This is a genomic window from Neobacillus sp. D3-1R, from assembly GCF_052180215.1.
Lineage (GTDB): Bacteria > Bacillota > Bacilli > Bacillales > Cytobacillaceae > Pseudoneobacillus.
In genome coordinates, this window is sequence record NZ_CP197471.1 from 3,905,823 (window position 1) to 3,927,155 (window position 21,333).

Genomic DNA, 21,333 nt, shown 5'->3' on the forward strand with positions numbered 1-21,333 from the left:
CGTTTGATGTGGTTCGTTCTTTCAATTGAAAGGTGGATAAATATTTGGATTGTCCATTAAGTGTTAATAAGTGTCCGATAAAAGAAAATAAGTGTCTGCAATAAATGCTCATTAAGTGTCCTTTAAACTTAAAAATGTGTCTGATAAATTCAATCTATAGCACTTCTCATTGAATAAAAAGGTGGATGAACTAATCGTTGAACATTTTACAGTGCTTTTTTCAGTCTATCTAATAAAAAAAGGGGCACTAGTTTTAAACTAGCACCCCTTTTTCATACATTATTCTTTAATATCATTCATTAACTTCGCAGATATTAAGAATTCTGCTAGAATTTTTGACATTTGGTCACGTTTTGTAGATCCTTTTGGATCGAAAGTAGCATCTTCTTTACCAGACATGATTCCTGCTTGATAAACAGCTTCAATAGCACTCTTAGCGTAGTCAGCAATCTTGCTAGAATCAGAGAAATCAGTCACTTTTTTCGTTGTATCTAGTTGTGTTTGATCGAAATTGATAAAATCAAGATTCATTGCACGGCTGATCATAATAGCAGCTTGAGTACGAGTGATTTTTTCGTTAGGGGCAAAGCTGCCATCTGGTTTTCCTTGAATGATCCCACTCTTTAGAGCAGCGGCTAACTCACCGTTTGCATTATACCAATCATTTTCTTTAACATCACTAAAGATTCCAGTATATGACTCAGATGGTAATCCTAAAGCTCTTACTAAAAGAACAGTAAATTGAGCACGAGTCATCTGTTCACTTGGAGCAAATTTGCCATCTTCTTTACCTTTAATAATGAACTTTGAAGCAAGTGTTTCGATGTAATCTTGAGCCCAGTTCTTATTATCAACATCGGCGAATGTTACATCATTTTCAACAATGGTATATTTAGAGTTTCTTAAAGACTTAAGGACAGCAATTTTCTTACCTTCAACTGTAACGAATTCAGTAGGTACCGGAGAAAGGGTTCCATCCGCATTGACGATAACACCTACAGATTTATTAAAGTTAATATTTTCATTTAGATAAAAATTACGATTCACATATGTGGAAAACCTTGTAATATCTACATTGCTCTCACCAGAAGAAACATTAACTGTAAAATCTATTACTTTTGAAGCGAGTTTTGATTTAGTTTTGATTAATTTGGACTCTAGGTCTGCCGAATCCACAACGTTTACGGAAACATTGACTTGGAGATCATCAACATTGCCTCCAAGATCTTTAGATAATTTAGCAAAATCTAATTGAGATGCTGGAAGTTGGTAGCTTGCACCGTCCGTTTGTACCGCTACAATCGCCTTTGCATTTTTCTTTAGAGCTTCTGTAAATAATGTTGACGGAACTTGTGCCTTTGCAGCTTCATCTTCAGTTAACTTTTCCAATACAACTGAAACGATATTTTTCTTTTCGTCTAGTAGGTTAACGATGTCAGCTACCTTTTCTTTATTTACCTTTGTCACAACTTCAACCTTGCCTGAAGGATTTTTCACCTTCACCACTTCAGCTGCACCTTCTGGTAGAGAAATCACGTTGTCACCTTGTACTGGTGGTGTTACCACTGGCGGTGGAGTTATTACCGGTGGTGTTACTACCGGTGGTGGTGTTGATCCATCAACTGTAACACTTATACTTTTCGAAGCTAACTTAATGCCATCTAATTTGGCATATACTGTAACTTGTCCGGTAGATACAGGTGTCAGTGTATTTCCAGAAATAGTTGCAACACTAGAATTACTTGATTCCCAAGTTACACTGCTACCAAGTTGAATTCTAGTTCCATTTAAGAAACTAACTGGAACATTTAAATATAAAGTATTATCATCTCGAGATATATCTGCACCTTTTGCTTGGAACGCACTTTGCATCATAGCAGATCTGATAGATTTAGTAGTATCAACTATACCGTTATTTAATTTATCTTGTAATAAAAAGAAGCTTTCTACTGACAAACCAATATTTGATAATTTGCCATCTAGGTTTTGGTACTGATCTTTGTTTTCCCCAGTCGCCATAGTGTTATTTACTGCAGTTTTTATAACATTTGCATATGTAGGATTACCTGACAGTGCAACATCAGCTATCGCCATTTCAAGTTTACCTTCAAGGTCCATTACAAAATAAATGAACTGATCAGCTGCTAAATCACCATTTTCTTCAAATAAAGAGTTAAAAATAGTTGTGTTATTAGCCTTGAATAATTTAATTGCTGAAGCAAGGTCAGAAGCAGAGTTGTATTTTGTATAAATCAATGTTGCCGTGTTTTGCATCAATTGAGCAAACTGAGTCTGCTTTTCTGAAGGGACATTTAAAGAAATATGATTTGCCTCAGCAGTAGCTGAAATATTACCAAAGTCAAGGCTATCTATAGTTTCTGGAGCACCTGTGAAACCATAAGTACCAGCATATTGATAAAATACAAAAAATCTTTCTGCTAGTGTATCAATCTCTTGATCAACATTAAGAGAAGCCTCTACCTTACTAGGCTGAAAAACCACACCAGTTGTTACAACAGGACTCAATGCAATCGTTGCAGCCAACATGGCTTTTAACGCTTTTTTGCTAAAAGGATATTTCGTCAATTTCCATTCACCTCTTAAGATTTTATTAGATTTTGTTAGTATTATGTAAGTTTGTTACTTTTATAGCTAGATTCATAATATCAATAGGTCTATCTTACTTTATTTCGACAATTTGTTCAATAAAATATGGGAAAATTTATACAATTATTCCAATAGTAACTAGTTATATGTCATATTTTAATAGAATTTTAATATAATTTACAAAAATCGATTCCCAATATTTTGTTTTATGATAGAATTTAATAGTTAATTGTCGAAAGGGGATTTTTTCAAAAAATGAAAAAGATATGGAAATATATTCTCTCCATTTTACTAGTGATCATTCTTGGTTCAGTAGGTACTATATATTATTTTTTAAATATTAAAACGTACGAAACAGCCGATGAGGAAATAAAAGAAATTATCAATACAGAATACAAGATTGCACTTCCTGGAGAAACAGCTGAAGTTACGACTGAAACTAATAGTGAAGATAAAGTATCTGAGGATACTAACGAAGAAACTACTACAGAAAGTTCTGATTCGACCGATTCTGATTCTAATACTGAAACTAGCAATAATACTACAGAAAATTCTAGTTCAGCTGACAATAATCAGTCAAAAAGTTCTAACCAAAATCAAACAAACACTAAATCCACTTCTACTAAAACAACTGAAGTAAATGAAGTAACGGTTGCATCGATTAAAGATAAATACCGACCAGTTTTTGAATCTTTGGAATCACAGGCGAACGGAAAAATTGACTCGCTTGTTTCAAGAGCATTTGGTGAGTATAAAGAAAAGAAAGCGAACGGAGAATCTATCTCATTTTCCTATTTTTATCAAAAGTATTCTTCAGCCGGAAAAGAGCTTGAAGGCAAAACTGATGAGGTTTTCCAATACGTTTATAAGGCATTAGAAGATGACCTTAAAAAGAACGGATTCAGCCCTACACACGCAAAAGATTTTATGGAGCAATACCAAGCAGCTAAAAAGGCTAGGGAAACCGCCTTACTTAATAAAGCCAAAGAGGCACTATAGAGCTTATCCTATCAGTCTGACAGCTACTGTCAGGCTATTTTTTTACAATTAAAAATCCCCTTATCCAATGATAAAGGGATTACACATCTACATCTTCACTAATAAAGACACTGCCTTACGTTCATGATAATCAACTTTACGTTTTATTTGTGACCGAAGATCATGACATAAACATCCATCTAATAATAGACCATGATACCGGTAACGAAAGGAATGCCAGTAATATTTTAGTTTCATTAAGTTCTTCAACACGATTAACCCTCCATCTAATTTACATAAATCGTGGAGTTCTCGTATTCGGGAACTGGCTGGCTTGGCTTATATAAACTTTAGCCCCTGTAGTTTTGCGTCATCATTTTTCAATGATTTTGCCGATTCGTACGATTTATGTGTATTTCTTCAATTATATGAAAAGTTTACCTACTTATTAAAGAGACCTTGGTCCTATATTTAACGCGAATATTAAAAAAATGACTCTCCTTGAAGGAGAGTCATTTTATATGATGATTACTTATTTAAGAAGTTGTAGATAACTTTTGCTGCTTGGGCACGAGTTGCAGTATTTAACGGAGTGAAGTTTCCATCTTCATTTCCTGTCATAAAGCCTAACTCATTTGCAGCATTTACTACATCTTTGAACACTTTACCAACTTTGTCTGCATCTTTGAATGTTGCAGTTGTAGTTGCAGTGTAGTCTTTACCTTTTTTCTTGCCATAAGCACGAACGACCATTGCAGCCATTTGCTCACGAGTGATTTCTTTATCCCCTTCAAATTTATCAGGAGAAAGAGTTGTGATTCCATATTCGTAAGCAATTGCTACTTCTTTATCAAGACCTTGAGTACCATCGCTTAATCCAAGTGCACGAACGACCATAGCAACGAATTGACCACGAGTTAATTTTTCACTTGGAGCAAAAGTTGTTTCAGATTTACCATTTACAAGACCTAAATCAGCTAATGAATTGATGAAAGTCTTAGCCCAATGATTTTCTGTTACATCTGTAAATTCAGGTGTTGGTACTGTAGTTGCTGTACCGTCGCCTAATTCCATCTTGAAGATACCAAAGTTATTTTGATCTGTCTTACCAGTATAAGAGATGTTATCTGTTAACTTCGCATATTTATCTGCAATAGGGTTCGAAATGAATGTCACATTTGGATTCCCTTTGATTGGTGCGATAGACCAGTTGTTATCTACAGTTGGATTAACTTCACCTGTTTCAGTAATATAATCCATTAAAATTGCACGGTTTTCATCTGGAGAATCAATGATATATTTGCTTCCCTTCACTCCTGGGAAGTTACCGCCACCGCTAGCACGGTAGTTATTAGTAACAACGATAAAGTCTTGATTCATATCTAAAGGCTTACCGTTGAATTGGATGTTTACAACACGACTTGATAATGCATTATTAATTGTTCCATCTGTCTTATATTTTGCAGGCTTTGTAACATCAATTTGGAATGTTACTCCATCAATAATATCAAAATTATAAACAGCAAATGCAGGATTTAATAATGCTTGTTCTTTACTACTTCTAGGATTAATTTGATTAAACTTACCTGCAGACATTTCCATCCATTCTTTTACAACAGAACCTTTGACAAGAATCGCCTTTAAAGTATTGTCATATAGGTATAAGTCACCAGCTGAACGGATTGTTAAGTCACCTTTTTCAATTTCAGTGTACTCGTCTACACCATTACGCCCAGCCTTGAAAGGAGCACCTACAGATAGAATCGGTGTGTCTTTATATTCTGGAAGATTTGCTTTGATATATTTTTCTACATACCATTTTTGTGCATTCGTTACGACTTGGACAGATGGGTCATCTTGAACTAAACCGAAATAGCTGTGAATAGGTGCAGTTGTAGTACCTAATTTACCCATTGTATATTCAACCGTAGCATCTGTATCTTCTTTTACTAGGTCAACTAATTCTTGATCTGCATCAACAAGAGGTTTTTTCGCTACAGCATCATAGATCGCTCTAGTAGAAGATAACGAATCAGTTACTTGCCATTTTCCATTAGCATCTTTAGTAAGAGTTAAGTCAATAACCCCTAGTCTTTCTCCACCAAATCCTGATTGGATGGATGCTACTCCATTGATTGTTCCCTTAGCATTGTTTACATCTGGTTGTACATTACCATCTTTATCCTTAAATAAAGGATCTAGTGCTTTTTCACTATCAGCAGGGAAAATTTTATGAGTATGTGCCATTGTTACAACGTCAACATCTGGTATTTTACTTAATGGAACGATTGCGTTTTCTGGAAGGTCGCTACCTTCAGCATTAGGGTCATATCCAGAGTGAGCCATAATAATGACAACATCTGCACCTTCTGCCTTCATCTTAGGTACGAATTTTTTCGCTGTTTCAACCATGTCTTTTGCAATGACTTTTCCATCTAAGTTTTGTCTATCCCAATCCATAATTTGCGGAGGAACTAAACCTAAATAACCAATTTTCACTTTTTGCTCTGCACCATTTTCATCCACAACTATTTTTTCAACAATTTCGTATGGAGTAAAATTATTTACATCATTGTCAGGATTGTTATCCTTATCATCAACATAAACGTTTGCATTAACAAAGCCAAATTTGGCATCATTATATGTTTCATTTAGGAAATCTAATCCATAGTTAAACTCGTGGTTACCAAGGTTAGCCATGTCATAACCCATAGCATTCATCATTTTAATAACTGGGTGAACTTGATTAGCTTGTAAAGGATCAATTTTTGCCATAAAAGTAGCTAATGGAGTTCCTTGAATCGTGTCACCATTATCGATTAAAACATTATTTTTCTGTTCTGCACGTGCTTGTTTCACTAATTGATATGTTTTTGCTAACCCAAACTTGTCAGATGCGGAGCCTTTATAATAGTCGTAGCTTATTAAATTAGTATGGACATCACTAGTTTCCATGATACGTAATTTCACTACATCATTATCTGCCGCTTCTACATGAGTAATTGCTGGAATAGCCTGTGGAATAATTAAACCAAACGCTAACGCCGCACTTGCAACCGCTTTCTTTTTATTAGAGATTTTTTTCAACTTTGTTCCCCCTATCGGAAATTTAGTACATTACAATAGTAGCATACTATGAATTTAAGTAAAATAATTTTATTTGGGAATATTGTAAAATTTAATAGTATTTTGTAAATAATATGTAAATCCCTGTTAATATTTTGTTGTTTTTTAGGTCAATATTCATGTGTTTTATACCATTCATCTATTATTAAGAATATTGTCGTTATTTATCGAGAACACTTTATGTTATATCGTTCTCTATTAAGGTATGATAAAACTATGAAATCTTGTTGGAGGTTTTATCGATGCCATTAATACATATGAAAGAAATCTTTACTCCTTTAAGACTATTGGGAATCAAATACTTTAAAGACTCCGATGGCTTTATCTACATTAAATATGGAAATAAACCTCGCAGAAGAATTTTTACTTCATAATATTCATGTAACAGTAAACATATTTTACCACTTTAAAGCGCCGGGGGTCTGACCCCCGGCGCTTTAAAGTGTAAAAGGATGACCTTGGTAACCAAGGCCATTCTTTTTATTCTCCTTTGATTTCGAGAAGTTTTACTCTTAGCTGGTTTTCCATCATGGATAGTTCGTGTTCGGCTTGGCGGCGTTTGTTGCGGCCTTCTTCTTGGATTCTTAATGTTTCTTCAAGCGTTGAAACTAGGCTTTCCTGTGTTTTCTTTAATGTTTCGATATCGACGAGCCCGCGTTCATTTTCTCTAGCCGTTTCGATTGTGTTTGTTTTAAGTAATTCTGCGTTTTTAAGCAACAGCTCATTCGTTGTTTTGGATACTTGCTTTTGAGCTTCCACTGCATGGCGCTGCCTTAGTAAAGTTAAGGCTATCGCTACTTGGTTTTTCCATAACGGAATCGCTGTTACGATGGATGATTGGATTTTTTCGACTAATACTTGGTTTGTATTTTGAATTAAGCGAATCTGCGGTGCACTTTGGATTGTCATTTCACGGCTTAGCTTTAAATCATGGAGACGTTTATCTAACCGATCGGCAAACTGGATCATATCATTGACTTCTTGGAACTTCATTTGGTCATTGGTTGTGGCTGCTTCTTGTTTCAGTGCTGGGATTGTCTTTTCATTCAATTCCTCAAGCTTCAATTCACCCGCTGCGATATAGACGTTTAAAGCATGGAAGTATTCTTTATTCGTCTCATATAGCTTCTCTAGCATCATCACGTCGGACATGAGCGAGTTTTTGTTACGCTCTAGTTTCACTGTAATTCGGTCAATTTGAGCTCCTGTTTTTTGATACTTAGATAGCACTTCTTGCACGGACCCTGAAATTTTTCCAAACATACGGCCAATCAAAGATCGCTTCTCTGTCGTTAGTTCATCGGGGCTGACCTCGTTTAAATGCTTCATTAAGTCACTAATGATTTCCCCTACTTCACCTACATCCTTTTTCTGAACGTGTTCAAGCATGGAATGGGAAAACGACAATAATTTACTTTGGGCTTGTGTACCATATAGAATCATCGACTGATGATTTTTAGGGTCGATTTGTTGAGCAATCTGATACGCCTTTTGGCGGTTTTCCTCTGGAATCACATCAATTAATTTAACAGGCTTCTCCTCTATTGTCTGTGGAATAGTTAACTCATTATTATCCCCAAACGGATTGGCCAATATATCATCTAATAAATTACCTGAGTTGGCTGCATGATTTTCACTCATTATAGAAACCTCCTGGACATTTACTTTTTAATCGATTTTTTCGCGACATCAATTTCAAAATTTAAATGGTCAATATCATCTGAAATCACTTTATATAAATCTTCTTCTAAAAGCTGCGCCAATTCTGATAAGGTTTGACGCGTTTCATACAAAGATCGGTCAAGCTCAAGGTTCTTTTTAGGCTGTGACGATAAAAACGCGTATTTCTCTGTTAATTCCACTAGTGAATCCAAATGGGAAAAATAAAACGGCTCCGCTTTGTAAAATCGCTTCGGCTCAAGCTTGGTTAATCTGTATATTTTTCTTGTTATACGCAGTACATCCACCCTTTCCTTTAAGGAAGGGACATGACGGATTTTAAAAAGTGCCTTGTTTAAGCGATTAATTTTTGGCTTCGCTTCTTCTAAATTTTTCTTTATATATAGATATTCTTTTCTGGATAACTGATGTTTTTTTAAGAAACGAGAATTCGTAATGACGGAAGTAGTCCAGTAAGCTACTAGTCCACCGCCTATTGAGATTGCTGATGATAGTAAAAACGTCTGGCCGAAACCAAAAAAGCTTATTGGCCAAACAATGACAGCTGTGGGGGCTGCTATCGATGTTCGAATAATAAATGAAAGAAAAGAATTCATATTCCATCTACTCCTGACTTGATTAGGAAATAATATATTTCCACTTACATCTTATTACGATTTAGTGGAACGAATGTTTCGCAGCTAAGAGGAAAATTTTTATTAAGATCTAGACTTCCTCTTATTTCAAGAATACACAAAGTTTCTCCTGCAAGCTATTAGACTGCGACTGTAAATGTTTCTAGGTCTTGAGACGTATTTTTCAGTCAAAATCAAAGGCCAGATGTTGGTTTCATCTGACCTTTTGCGTTATGTTCAAGTTTATGATAGATAGGATTCAGTTTTTCCATATTTTATAAAATTAAATCTATAGGTGAGCTACTTTTCCAAAAAAACCTCTAGTAATACTGGGTCCAGCACTTTTAATCAAACGTTTGATTAATAAGCTTACTCCCTGTTGAACCCTTCTTTTAACATAAACAAATGCGATAATTGCTTTTTCGATCGTGTTTGGTAGTACGCTGATAGAACCGTTAGGGAAGCCACGACTAATACTTTAAATACGGTTTCCTTATGTTCTACATCTAATTCATAAAAAGTTTCTAATTCAACAAGTGTCTCGTTATAAATCATTTGTTCCAGTTGTTGGTTTAAAGATACAGTTGAAGTTTGCGTCATGGACCTTAGATAATGTATTTTTTCAAAAACGGAGGCATAGGCCATATAAAAACGAATGGGATCGACAATATCATCTGATTGGTCATCTGGGTTATTAAAAATGAGTTCGAGTACGTTGCGAATCGACACAAAGTCTAGGGACGTCTTTAAATCCTCTACGATAAACAGCGTGGCTGCTTGTTCGACCGTGTACTTTTTTCCAAGCCTCGGGGAACCGATGAGACCTTTTAAATCTCGCTTTACCCAATTTTGTATCGTTGTCGATGAAAGGTTAGTAAATTCTATTTGGTTCCCTAAGGAAACAATATCGTTGATTGAAAAGCCGATCGTTTGTCGTCCATCCGCTTTAATTATTTTTTCAAAGATAGGTGGCATTTCTGTTTGGATAAAAGAAAGAAGTGAACCTTGTTCTGTCTCTTGTTTATTCTTTATCCACGCATTTTGTATGATGGTTAAAGGTCTCTTGTCCCCTTCTCCCTTTAAAGACAATAAAAAGTCAGCCATGTTCTTTCTTGAAAGCTGGAATCTTTCCAACAGAATCACCCTTTTTAGCATTTGTTCTTAATCTTTCTTCATCCTAAATCTTTCCTATTATATAGTCAATTGGCGTCTGTGTCTGTAGGTTTACAAGTTTAATATATTGCCAAGCTCTCCGAGACATAGTATAATCATATCATATTATTTAAGTTCATATGAACTTGAAATTTCAATTAAAAGGGTGAGAAGATGGGAAAACGTATTTTCTATTTTTTACTGACAAATGTTTTAGTATTAGTCACGATTAGTATTGTTCTATCCCTACTTGGTGGTGGAGGGTACATCACGGCTAATGGCATAGATTTAGTTGCACTATTAGTATTTAGTGCTGTAGTTGGTTTCACTGGATCGTTCATTTCATTGGCGATGTCACGTTGGATGGCGAAAATGATGATGGGTGTAAAGGTCATTAATCCTGATGCACCACAAAGCATTCATGAAAGAGACGTATTAGAAAAAGTTTACCGCCTTTCTAGAGCGGCTGGTTTAACTCATATGCCTGAAGTGGGTATTTATAACTCACCTGAAGTAAACGCCTTTGCTACGGGTCCTTCTAAAAAGCGTTCATTAGTGGCTGTTTCCACTGGCTTATTGAGTGAAATGGATGATGATGCGATTGAGGGAGTTATTGCTCATGAGGTTGCACACATTGCGAACGGTGATATGGTAACCATGACATTATTACAAGGGGTAGTAAACACATTTGTGGTGTTCCTTGCTCGTATTGCTGCTTGGGTGGCTTCTCGTTTTGTAAAAGAAGATTTAGCACCAATCGTTCATTTCATTGCGATTATCGTATTCCAAATTGCGTTTTCTATTTTAGGAAGCTTAGTTGTATTTGCGTATTCAAGACATCGTGAATTCCATGCTGACCGCGGTGGCGCGGACTTAGCAGGCAGAGACAAAATGACACATGCCTTACAATCGTTAAAAGCTTATTCACAACGTATTCAAGGTGGCGACAACACAGCCATCTCAACCTTAAAAATCAGTGGTAAACGTGGAAAGTCACTTTTCTCCACACACCCTGACCTAGACGAACGTATCAAACGTCTAAACCAAGCGTAATTAAATAAGTTGTATAAAAAAAGCAGGAGACCGGGGGGACTCCTGCTTTTACACTTTAAAGCATCGGGGGTCAGACCCCCAGTGCGTTAGTGTGGTAAAGGATTATTATTTGTAGATTACGATTGAACCTACAGATTTGTCTGTTGATTGGCCGTTTACGCGAACTTTTAGTCCGTAGTTGCCTAAATTACGTCCAGCGTCTGGCATGAATGTGTTCATAAATGAGTTGCTGTCATCGAATAAAGAAACTCTTTCTTGAGAATCTAAATTCAATTGCATGTACCCGTAATCTAACGCTAAACCAGATGTAGGGTCTAACCCAAATGCAGCGTCAGCGATGTGGTAGCGCGTGCTCGCATTAGCACCAGTACTCCACATTAAGTTAGTTCCAACATGTGCATCGACAACTCCCAAGAATCCATCCCCAGGGTGGATACCAGTCCAGTTATCTGTATAGCTATCATCTACGTACCAAACGACTAAACCACCATCATAACTCATTAAAGAATTACCACGGGCAATGTGTGCAAGACCTTGGTCCACACCATTGTGACTACGCCATTCTAGTAGGTAATAGTGATCAGCATAAACATTACCATCGAATTTATTAAATCCGTTATGTGTAAACACTGTTGTTTCACCTTCTCCACCTTCTTCTAGAACAGTCGCTCCATCAGCAGTAACCTTTACATTATCAACAAAAAATCCGTCATCATTGTAACCCCAGTCCGTTATATAACGGAATTTTAATTGGACCTTCTTACCAGCATAGGCAGATAAATCAAAGGATTGCTTAGTCCATCCGTTTGAATCACCAGTGAAACCAGGTAGGTTTGCAGGAATAGTTGGGTAAACACCACTCACTGTATCTGATCTAGTATTATCGTTAGCTAATGACTTCCAAGTCGCACCATTATCTTCAGATACTTGAACGAACGCAAAATCCCACTGTTCTTCAATTTTATACCATGCATCAAAATCAAGAGTGGCTGAAGTTTTACCTGTCAGGTCAACGCTTGTTACCATGCTATGATCAGATTCATCGCCTGTTCCTCCCCAGAAGGAGTAATTTCCTGTAAGTGGAGCAAGTAATGGCTTTTTCTTTTGCGGAAGGTTTACTCTAATCGCTTGATTGTTTTTACCAAGTGGTGAATTCGCTTGGTCTAATAAAAATTGTGTCCCTTTTGTTGAAATATCTTCCCAGTTTACAACTGTTGGAGCTGTCCATTTTCCACCAAGTGTAGATTGGAAATACTGTTTAGCAAATGGTGAAAAGCCTGTTGGTTCAGCACCAGGAATTTTACCAGCCCATGAACCACTTGCCATGATAGACCAGTAACCGATTGCTTCACCTGTTCCAGAATACTGTGTATCATACTCATCAGGTAAACCTAAATCATGACCATATTCATGAGCGAATACTCCAGTAGCCCCATCTTCAGGCATTACTGTATAGTCATAGAATCCTGGAAGGCCTTTTCCTAATCCATCTGGATCATAGAAAACAGCAGAACGATGAGACCAAATAGCATCGTCTCCTAGTGTTCCACCACCTGCTTCTTGACCCATTCCAGAGTGGATAATTTGCAGATGGTCAACTAAACCATCTGGCTCCCAAAAGTTTCCATTACCATTTAAATCATGCGGATCTTCCAAATCATAATCTTGTAAAGGAACCCCAGCAGCCTTTGCAGCAACTAAAGCATCTTTAACTAATTGTTTGGATCCACCTGGTGCAACATTATCATGACCATTTGAACTATCCGCTCCGTAGAATTTCGCTGTTCCAGGTACTTTTAGCCATCCATATGCTTTTCCATCAATGGTGTAAGTACCACCTGATTGTTCTTCATAGAATTGCTTTTGAGAAACTAAATCTTCACCATTAGGCCCTTTAAATTCACCTTTATCACCGAAAATCATATCCTCAAAGTGTTCAGGAGTATAATCCGGATAATAATTATCTGTGTCCTCAGGTGTTAACTGATTGTGAACAAAATCAGAGTATTCAACCATTAGAGTCAGTAGTTTACCCTCTTTCTGAACCCCAGGTGAAGTTCCTTCCTTTACAGGATCCGGATTACCCTTCAAATGCCCATTCTTCTCACCTTTACCATTTAAAAGACCATTATTAAAGTCTTTAAATTTCTTCTGTTTCTTCGCCTCAGCAGCCTTCACCTTAGCCGCTAATGGATCAGACTCTGTTGCCTTTGTCTGTTGTCCCTTAACTGCAAGATAATTTTTAAGGAAGGTTTGCTTTTCTGCATCTGAAGCATCCGCAGAAAGAAGACCACGTTTAATGAAGGATTCTATTAACTTTTCATCGTTCACGATTGCCAAATCTAGTGAACTATTTGAATGAGTTGCTTTTGCAACAGATTCCGGTTTATGTAATAAATCACCGTCTTTATAAGAAGTATAAGAGCCTGGGAATCCGGCAAATAAAGTACCTGCAATCATAACAGATGATAGACTAGTTTTAATAAACTTATTCAAATGCAAATCTCCTTTATGGGTTATTGCGGCCGCACTTACATAATATTCCGAATATTAGGCCCAAACAAGCAGTTTCGTTCCTCAATTACTGACAATCTCATGCGAATAATAGGATATTTTAGTAGATAGTGTAAGAGAATTAGCACTAAGGTAATAGGATAAAAATCATAATCATTATTCTAATAGAATAGATAATAGTTATTACTCGTTTATTGTTAGAATCTTTGATTTAGTAGGTTTTCTAAGATGTGTTTGGTAGGGGTAAAAATGATGTCTTGGTTGAGGATGAATAGATAAAAAAGAAACATAGCTGTCATGAGTAGGATCACTTTTAATCTCGTTTTGCGCTGTCTAGCTTTTTGCCCTTTGATTTTTTCTTGCTGGATCTGGTTTCTGACTCTTTTGATATTGGGATGGGCCATGTCAATCCACAGCCTTTCGAATATTGGCGAGAGTTGGCATTTTCACTGGTGTCATCATAAGACTATCGATATCCTGCTCTATTTTCCCACAAACCACACACTCTTCATTTCTAAGTGGCGATAGCCATACACTTTGGTACGCATACTGTCCTGGGGTTCCTTCAAAAATATATGGGTAAAACCAGTATTGGTCCTTCATGGAAAACGTTAAATAGCTAAACCCTTTTTCAATGGCAGGTGCAAGAAACCCCTTTAGCTTGACGTTACTTTCTGAAGGTACTAGTAACGATAAAATGATCTTTACAGACGCACTTGCCACATGCTGAATATCCACACCCAGAGCGACCACACCCTCAAGCTTCCCTGTGCCATAATCCGTCTTAACTCCTACTTCACCTGTCGTCTGCTCCATCTCATGCCTTACAGAGGTGGCACACTGGTAACAAGGAGTTTCACCAGGAATACTTATAATCACCTCTCCGCCTTCAGCCCCTTCATATAGTCCGACGAATACTGCAGGTTTTCCAAGTCCATAAGCAAAGCGGTTGATTACCCGTTGAGCTTGCGGGTCATCCGTTGTGGCTACAATGACATCACATTTTGAAAAAATCCCCACTAATTCTTCAGAACTACAAGTTTGAATATCGCGTCTCCAACACTCTACTTCTAGACCTGGATTAATCCTTTTTAGACGTTTTGCCAGTCTATTAACTTTTGATTTACCGACATCATAAGCCATATAAACCGTACGTGATAGATTCGCATATTCCACAACATCAGGGTCCATAATAATCATTGCTCCAACGCCACTACGAACTAACTGTTCCGCTATATAGCTCCCCACCGATCCCACACCGACAACAAGAATTTTTTTTGAAAAAATATCCGTAGACAGTACACCCAAAGTCCGCGACGAAATGCCCTCTTGAACTTCACGAATAACTCCCCTATTCTTAAAACCTTCCCCCAACACAAACCCATCCGAAGTTCTATACTTGATAAACCGTCTGCTCACTTTCCGCTCCCCCTACAAGTTATTAGTAGAAAACGGATATTTTTTCGTATGCTCAAAAGCCGTAAATCCATTTGCCCATAATACCGACTTAGCAAACGCAATCTCTAATGAAGGTAATCCGCCTGCGTATTGATTGCCAAAGCAAATTCGCCCATCCCGGTACAAGTGGCATTCATGAACGCTGTTATACTTCCCTTCCACTTCTGGATGAACGACCTTAACTTGATAGGCATTACCATCGAAATAAGCATACATTTCATAATGCTGCTCAAATTCATCACGAAAGGAGTAGTACCAACCTCTAATCCCATCAACCTCTATCATTCTAGTATTTTTCGGAAATTTATCTTGTACGATTTTTCGTTCATATTCCAATCGTGAAACCGCTGCAAACACACCTTGATGAACCTCTGATAATTGCTTTGGATTTTCAATTTGACTGCTATTCGCATCAAGGATTTTCCCTTCCTTCGATACCATGATTTTCCGTTCAGGATCGGATGGTAAACTCTGATTACGCGCTTGACTTGAAAGAATCGTATTTCGTAATTTATTTAAATCAACTGGGGATGACATCTCTTACGTCCTCCTTTAAAATTATTGAAATGTTTCCGTACACCGTTCAATCATTTCCAAAACAAACTTCTCTAACTCCACTGCCGACTCCATAAAGCACTCTTCCTGTTCTCCATCTATGTGGGTAACAAGAATACTAGTTTGACAACTCGGATAATTTACATCTACTAACAGCAATAAATCAAATAACTCTTCTATCTCGATTTTCCCAGCCAGCAAGGGTTGTCCATCATGATTGACTTTATAGACTTCCGGGTTTCGTAGACCTGGAATAACTCGGCACAACGACTCTAACTCCTTTTGAAAAAGTCCAAAGGGAACAAGATTCACATCCATTGTTTTGACACGAACCCCAGAATCCTCATCTAATACCCCTGCATAAAAAGAGATTTTCATTCCACCAAGCACCAGTTCATGTGCCTCTAAATCTCCTTCATACTCACCTGTCACGATTGGCAGTAAATAATACGGCATATGTGGATTAATCTCCAAGCCTGTTTCTAACTCCAACAAATCTTGTTGAGAGGGGTGGTCCAACCTGCCAGGATGGGAGTGGATAATCCCCTTAAACTCAAGTCCCTCCAATTCTTCTGCCTTTTTAACCATCAAATTTAATTCCCGAGATGGAGAATAGCTCGAGGAAGTCGTCTCCGCTGAAGGATCAAAAATAAACCTAGTAACTACTAGTTCTCCAGGTTCACCTAACAGCGCTCCCCCTCTTTCGGGCTCATGGTCCCCAATTTCCTTTTTGATTAACTCCAGTACATCGTCGTAGATATATAACAAGCTCTTCCCTCCCCTCACACAAAAATCCCAATAAAATCGGTCGTGGTAAGGATATTCTTGCCTTTCCGGTCTTCTTTGTCCAAATCAGCCAAACGAAGGGTAGCCGAACGAATCATTCTTTCGACCACATTTCGTACTAACCGTGCATTACTAAAATAGCGATCACGATTTTGATAACATTCCTCAAAATACCCTTGTAATCGTTCAACTACTTCTGTTTCCATTCGGAAGCCTTCGTCCTTCACCATCTTTTTGGCAATTTGGACCATTTCCGCTGGTGAGTAGTCTTCAAATTGAATGGCTCGTCCAAACCTGGAAGCGAGCCCAGGATTCGATTTTAAAAACTTCTTCATTTCCTGTGTATATCCAGCTACAATCAAGCTAAACTTGCCACGGTCATCTTCCATTCTTTTTAAAATCGTATCAATGGCCTCTTGGCCGAAATCAGATTGCTTTGTTAAGGCATAGGCTTCATCAATAAAAAGCGTGCTGCCCATCGCTCGATTCAACACTTCTGTCGTCTTTAATGCCGTTTGTCCAACATAACCGGCAACGAAATCATCCCGAGAGGTTTCCACTAGATTGCCAACCGGTAGAATCCCCAGTGCCTCATAGATTTGGCTTAACAGTCTAGCGATGGTAGTTTTTCCTGTCCCTGGATTTCCAAGAAAGACGGTGTGCGGCGCAAATTTTCCTGTGTAATCCTTGCCCTCTTCCTGGTAATATTTCACGAGTTTCACGATTTCTCTGATTTCCCTCTTCACCTTCTCCAACCCAATGAAACCATCAAGATGTGCCAGCAACTCTGTTAATCGATCTTCATTAACCGGAATTGGTTCACTTGCTTGCTCTTGATTTACTCGAAGCAAGGGCTTCACATCTTCAACTGTAATCGATGTTAATGCTGCTTTTTCAAATTGCTGGTATCGCGTGCAACGTTTCGCATGGTTCATTTTCAATTCTTCAAAAAACTTGCGGACCATGCGGGCATTTCCAAAGGTTCGGTCGCGCTTTCGATAAAGCTCTAAAAACTCACTTCGAATCAGCTCTACCGCTTCAGGCGCCATCCAGTATTCTTCTTCCCCCAGCATTTTTTCTAAAATCTGAACAAGCTGCTCAGGCGTATAATCTTCAAAGTGGTAATGACTTTTAAACCGGTCCTTTAAACCAGGATTAGCCTCGATAAAGGGTTGCATTTCCTCTGGATAGCCCGCTGCAATCACAATAAACGACGGATCGTCCTCCATCTTTTTCAAAATTAAATCCAAAGCTTCCCGCCCAAAATCATTCGGTGTATCAGGCTTAACCAATGTATAAGCTTCATCAATAAACAGCACGCCACCAACCGCTTTTTTCAGAACCTTATTCGTTTTCATCGACGTTTGCCCAATGTACTCACCGACTAAATCCTTTCGATCCACTTCCACACAATGCCCTTTTTTTACAAGTCCAAGGTGGTAAAAGATTTTACTCATCAATCTGGCAATCGTCGTTTTCCCGGTCCCTGGCTTACCTAGAAACAGACAATGATGACTGATAGAAGTTTGAGTCGAAATCCCCGCCTTCTGTCTTTCCTTCGTATAGGTGATAAAATCGATCAAGTCCGAAATTCGTTCCTTTACTTCTTCAAGACCGATATAGGAATGAAGCTCGTCAAGGACCTGAAACAGCGATTCAGTAGGAGTACTTACCTCTTCTTGAGTAAACATTCTCTTTTTATCGAAAGAGCAGTTCTCCAAGACCGTCTCATTTTCCCCTTCGCCAAGCAGGTCGAGATAAGCATTTTCACTGAATCGGCTGTTGATCACTTTTCCCTTTCCTTGTTGTAAAAATAAGCCAACATTCTGGCCCTGCTTCACCTGACAATCCACAATCTTCGGTTCACTTTTATCTAACACCGCAATTCCAGTCAGGACGCTCGAAACAATTTCACATTCCTGCACCGCACCCGTCGCTTTCTTTTGAAAACAAACGCCACAATCTGCACCCTCAACCTTACTTTTATGAATAAAAATATCATTTTCTCGTTCTAGTGTAATTCCAGCTACGGAATGCCCCACAAAACTCGTATTTTCAATCTGACTTCGAAACACGTCTTTCACATACACACCAATCTGGGACTCCTTTAGCTCACTATCTTTCAACTGGACACTGCTTTCCTCCACCCAAATCTGATGTTCTTCGTTCTGTTCAAAAGTAGATTCCATAATCGTGGCATAGCTTTGCCCCAACACTTCCATGCCGACTGTTCCGCCTTTAACGGAACAGCGATGAACAATGCAAACCCCTTGGTCCTCCAACTTAAAATGTTGGGTGTTATCGCCAAAATGACAGCTATCAAAAATGGGTGCAGCCTTCGTTGTGACCAACACCCCATGGTCATTCTCGAAAAACTCACAGCTCTCAAATGTTCCATGAGCCTCTTCCAAAAAGCTGGCCCCTACTTCGTTTTCAACGATCCTTGTATGGCGAATAAGTGGATTTGCCCGTTTCTCCACCTTTATGCCAATTTGGGAATTTCCCTCAACGGTACAGTCTTTTAGTTTACTAGTGGTTCCCTCCGATAAGGTGAGACCCATTTTACTAGAATGAAAGGTGCATGCTTCAAATGTCGGAGCAGCTCCTTCATTCATGACATGAACACTTGTCCCAGAAGAAGAAAAACGACATTGTTGAAAGTGCCAGCCACCTTGATTGATAAATACTGCGTACTGGTTGTCTTCACCTATTCCCCTAATCGTTAGGTTTGAAAAGCTGCCACAATCACTTTTCAAACGAACACAGGTCGTTTCATTACTTTCAATCACGATCTGTTCTGATGAACCGTTTCCAACAAGGTCAATCTCTTTTTCTATCAAAAGGGCTTCTCGATATGTCCCTGGATCAACAAGGATCCTCGTTTTGGGTTTGGCTACTTGTATGGCTTCGGAAATAGTTGAAAACAAGGCAGTAGGATTGGTTTGAGATACGGTTAGAATACCCATGACATCTCCCTCTATCTAAATAGTTATAGTTCATAGATATGCTAGATTTCCCAATCCATTCCTATTTTTTAGGCTCTTTTCTGAAACTTTGTTGCTTATTGTAACTATAAATAGGCATTTCACATTATAGGGTGTTAAACTCATATGAAAATGAAGAAAAGAGCTTAGCACTTATTAAGAGCCCCTGTAAAAATCCGGCTTTAGGGATTTTTACGAAAACCACAAACTATACGAAAACTACTTTTTAAAATGATAGTTATAAGCAGTCTGATATCTGGCAATGCTGATAAAAAAACTATTAGGGTGAAAATGGATGAATGATACAAATAAATCGAGTGGTTTTTTCAAGGGTTTCCTATGGGGAGCGGTTTTAAGCATACCGCTTTGGCTATCGATATTTGGTTGGATGAAGATGCTAAAGAATATATTTCACTAAAGGTCTGACTTCAAAAATTTTACAGATGCCCATAATTCAATTCTTTAGTATAATAGAGAAAATAGATTGGTAAGTATGGGAGTTTATGGGATGCGTAAAAAAATCATTGAGAAACTTAATAGAGCCATTGCAAATAAAGAACTTTCAATTAGCCAAATGAGTGAACAGCTAGAAATTGATCGAACGGTGCTGAATAAGTTTGTCAATGGACAGCGGATTCCTAATATTGAAGTCATTATGAAGGTATTGGATTTTTTATTTCCAAAAGAGATGGACCGTTACCTTATTTTAAGAGACTTAGTACCGAGCTTTAAGACCATCTACCCATTAAAGGTCATTCTTGATATTGCTAGACTAAATCGTGATGAAGCAACGGTTACTAAAGCAGCTGAAATCATTAAGCATACTTCTAAGCAAAAAGATAGAGAATGGGCCGACTATTATTTGCTTTGGCAGAATTATCGTGCAGGTAAAATGGATAAGGCTCAATATTTAGAATCTCTTTTATCCGCTTCTATACATTCAAAGGAACTTAAAGCTTTTAAGTACCTATCTCTTTGTTTCTATCATTATTCCATTTCAAGTCAACCTGAAATCGCCTTAGAATATTGCGAAAAGGCTAAACAAATCATTGATGAGCTTCCACCTAGTTTGCTTCGTAATAGTTACTTAGCACGTTATTATAATTACTATGGTCAAATTCTGATGAGGGCAAATAATCTCGAAGATACCATCTTTTATTTAGAGAAATCGAATCAATATGTTATTTCATACTTATTAAAAGGCTTTAATCTTTATAATATTGGTGTGATCTATCAATACACAAACCACAAGAAGTCTATTGACTTAATAATGAAAGGTCAATCGATTATGAGGGACCTTTCCTGTTTTGATCCTAGTTTACAGGCACTTGCTGACTATCTTTTAAAAGAGACCATACCACTCAATAAAATTATCGCTAATGATTTTGCTGATATCAAAGAAGAGGATTTATTATATCCACAAAGTAAAATCATGTATAATATTAAAATCAATAATCTTGAAAAAGCTAGATACTTACTAAATGAGCTGACAGAAGAAGAAAAAGAAGATGAGTATTTTTTACTTTGTGCAGGAATGATTGAAAAAAGTATCCCTCTTTTAATGAAATCTTTATCTAAGTTTATTGAAAAGTACCTCATCAACGAAGCCGAATTACCTATTCGCGAATTAATAAAATTAGGATGCGATAAAACGATTATCGATTCGATGATTAATGCCCGTTTAGGAAATAATAAAGTGTTTGTTAATTAATATCGTTTATATAAGGTTGTGCCAAATTTTCCAAAAGTGGAAAGAATGGCACAACCTTTTTTGATTTCAAATTGTTTCGTGTTTATCTTTGTATAATAATAGTACATTTTTGATT

The 21,333-nt window shown here is 37.5% G+C and carries 15 protein-coding genes and 1 riboswitch; of the genes, 4 read left to right on the top strand and 11 right to left on the bottom strand.

Features of this window, described 5'->3' with window-relative positions; all coding sequences use genetic code 11:
* Positions 1-279 precede the first annotated feature (279 nt).
* Positions 280-2,586, bottom strand: a complete 2,307-nt coding sequence (locus ACSBPO_RS19950; RefSeq protein ID WP_442596400.1) for an S-layer homology domain-containing protein — start codon at positions 2,584-2,586, stop codon at positions 280-282.
* A 276-nt stretch (positions 2,587-2,862) separates the two neighbouring features.
* On the opposite strand from ACSBPO_RS19950, the gene ACSBPO_RS19955 reads away from it, so the two are divergent.
* Positions 2,863-3,606 carry a hypothetical protein gene (locus ACSBPO_RS19955; RefSeq protein ID WP_442596402.1) on the top strand — a complete coding sequence of 248 codons (744 nt, stop codon included), beginning with the start codon at positions 2,863-2,865 and terminating at the stop codon, positions 3,604-3,606.
* 87 nt (positions 3,607-3,693) lie between these two features.
* On the opposite strand, the gene ACSBPO_RS19960 is transcribed toward ACSBPO_RS19955, so the two are convergent.
* Both ACSBPO_RS19960 and ACSBPO_RS19965 read right to left on the bottom strand, forming a co-directional pair.
* Positions 3,694-3,858 carry a hypothetical protein gene (locus ACSBPO_RS19960; RefSeq protein WP_442596404.1) on the bottom strand — a complete coding sequence of 55 codons (165 nt, stop codon included), beginning with the start codon at positions 3,856-3,858 and terminating at the stop codon, positions 3,694-3,696.
* Between the two features lie 44 nt (positions 3,859-3,902).
* Positions 3,903-3,989, bottom strand: a riboswitch (cyclic di-GMP riboswitch).
* 124 nt (positions 3,990-4,113) lie between these two features.
* Positions 4,114-6,672 (bottom strand): bifunctional 2',3'-cyclic-nucleotide 2'-phosphodiesterase/3'-nucleotidase, encoded by a 2,559-nt coding sequence (locus ACSBPO_RS19965; RefSeq protein WP_442596406.1) that lies wholly within the window; start codon positions 6,670-6,672, stop codon positions 4,114-4,116.
* 281 nt (positions 6,673-6,953) lie between these two features.
* On the opposite strand from ACSBPO_RS19965, the gene ACSBPO_RS19970 reads away from it, so the two are divergent.
* Entirely contained in the window at positions 6,954-7,085 is a 132-nt protein-coding gene (locus ACSBPO_RS19970; protein WP_442596407.1) for a hypothetical protein, read from the top strand.
* A 106-nt stretch (positions 7,086-7,191) separates the two neighbouring features.
* Here the strand turns inward: ACSBPO_RS19970 and ACSBPO_RS19975 are convergent, their stop codons facing one another.
* From ACSBPO_RS19975 to ACSBPO_RS19985, 3 genes are all read right to left on the bottom strand, one after another.
* On the bottom strand, positions 7,192-8,352 hold the full coding sequence (locus tag ACSBPO_RS19975; RefSeq protein WP_442596409.1) for a toxic anion resistance protein: 1,161 nt from the start codon (positions 8,350-8,352) through the stop codon (positions 7,192-7,194).
* A gap of 20 nt (positions 8,353-8,372) precedes the next feature.
* A complete protein-coding gene (locus ACSBPO_RS19980) occupies positions 8,373-8,987 on the bottom strand; it encodes a 5-bromo-4-chloroindolyl phosphate hydrolysis family protein (protein WP_442596411.1) in 615 nt (204 codons plus the stop codon).
* A 387-nt stretch (positions 8,988-9,374) separates the two neighbouring features.
* Positions 9,375-10,139 (bottom strand): DUF1836 domain-containing protein, encoded by a 765-nt coding sequence (locus tag ACSBPO_RS19985; protein WP_442596413.1) that lies wholly within the window; start codon positions 10,137-10,139, stop codon positions 9,375-9,377.
* A 192-nt stretch (positions 10,140-10,331) separates the two neighbouring features.
* Between ACSBPO_RS19985 and htpX the strand changes: the two genes are divergently transcribed.
* Positions 10,332-11,210, top strand: a complete 879-nt coding sequence (gene htpX, locus ACSBPO_RS19990) for a protease HtpX (protein WP_442596415.1) — start codon at positions 10,332-10,334, stop codon at positions 11,208-11,210.
* A gap of 105 nt (positions 11,211-11,315) precedes the next feature.
* Here htpX and ACSBPO_RS19995 read toward each other — a convergent pair whose 3' ends face one another.
* The 5 genes from ACSBPO_RS19995 to ACSBPO_RS20015 all read right to left on the bottom strand — a co-directional run bounded on the left by ACSBPO_RS19995 (position 11,316) and on the right by ACSBPO_RS20015 (position 19,489).
* Positions 11,316-13,706: an immune inhibitor A domain-containing protein gene (locus ACSBPO_RS19995; protein WP_442596417.1), complete on the bottom strand. Its 2,391-nt coding sequence runs from the start codon at positions 13,704-13,706 to the stop codon at positions 11,316-11,318.
* Between the two features lie 423 nt (positions 13,707-14,129).
* Positions 14,130-15,143, bottom strand: coding sequence for a HesA/MoeB/ThiF family protein (locus tag ACSBPO_RS20000; RefSeq protein WP_442596419.1), 1,014 nt, complete (start codon positions 15,141-15,143; stop codon positions 14,130-14,132).
* A gap of 12 nt (positions 15,144-15,155) precedes the next feature.
* Complete coding sequence (locus ACSBPO_RS20005; protein ID WP_442596421.1) at positions 15,156-15,719, bottom strand: hypothetical protein; 564 nt, start codon at positions 15,717-15,719, stop codon at positions 15,156-15,158.
* A gap of 21 nt (positions 15,720-15,740) precedes the next feature.
* Complete coding sequence (locus tag ACSBPO_RS20010) at positions 15,741-16,505, bottom strand: Mov34/MPN/PAD-1 family protein (protein WP_442596423.1); 765 nt, start codon at positions 16,503-16,505, stop codon at positions 15,741-15,743.
* Positions 16,506-16,519: 14 nt separating this feature from the next.
* Positions 16,520-19,489 (bottom strand): right-handed parallel beta-helix repeat-containing protein, encoded by a 2,970-nt coding sequence (locus ACSBPO_RS20015; protein WP_442596425.1) that lies wholly within the window; start codon positions 19,487-19,489, stop codon positions 16,520-16,522.
* A 526-nt stretch (positions 19,490-20,015) separates the two neighbouring features.
* Here ACSBPO_RS20015 and ACSBPO_RS20020 point away from each other — a divergent pair.
* Positions 20,016-21,218, top strand: a complete 1,203-nt coding sequence (locus ACSBPO_RS20020; RefSeq protein WP_442596426.1) for an AimR family lysis-lysogeny pheromone receptor — start codon at positions 20,016-20,018, stop codon at positions 21,216-21,218.
* The last annotated feature ends 115 nt before the right edge of the window (positions 21,219-21,333 follow it).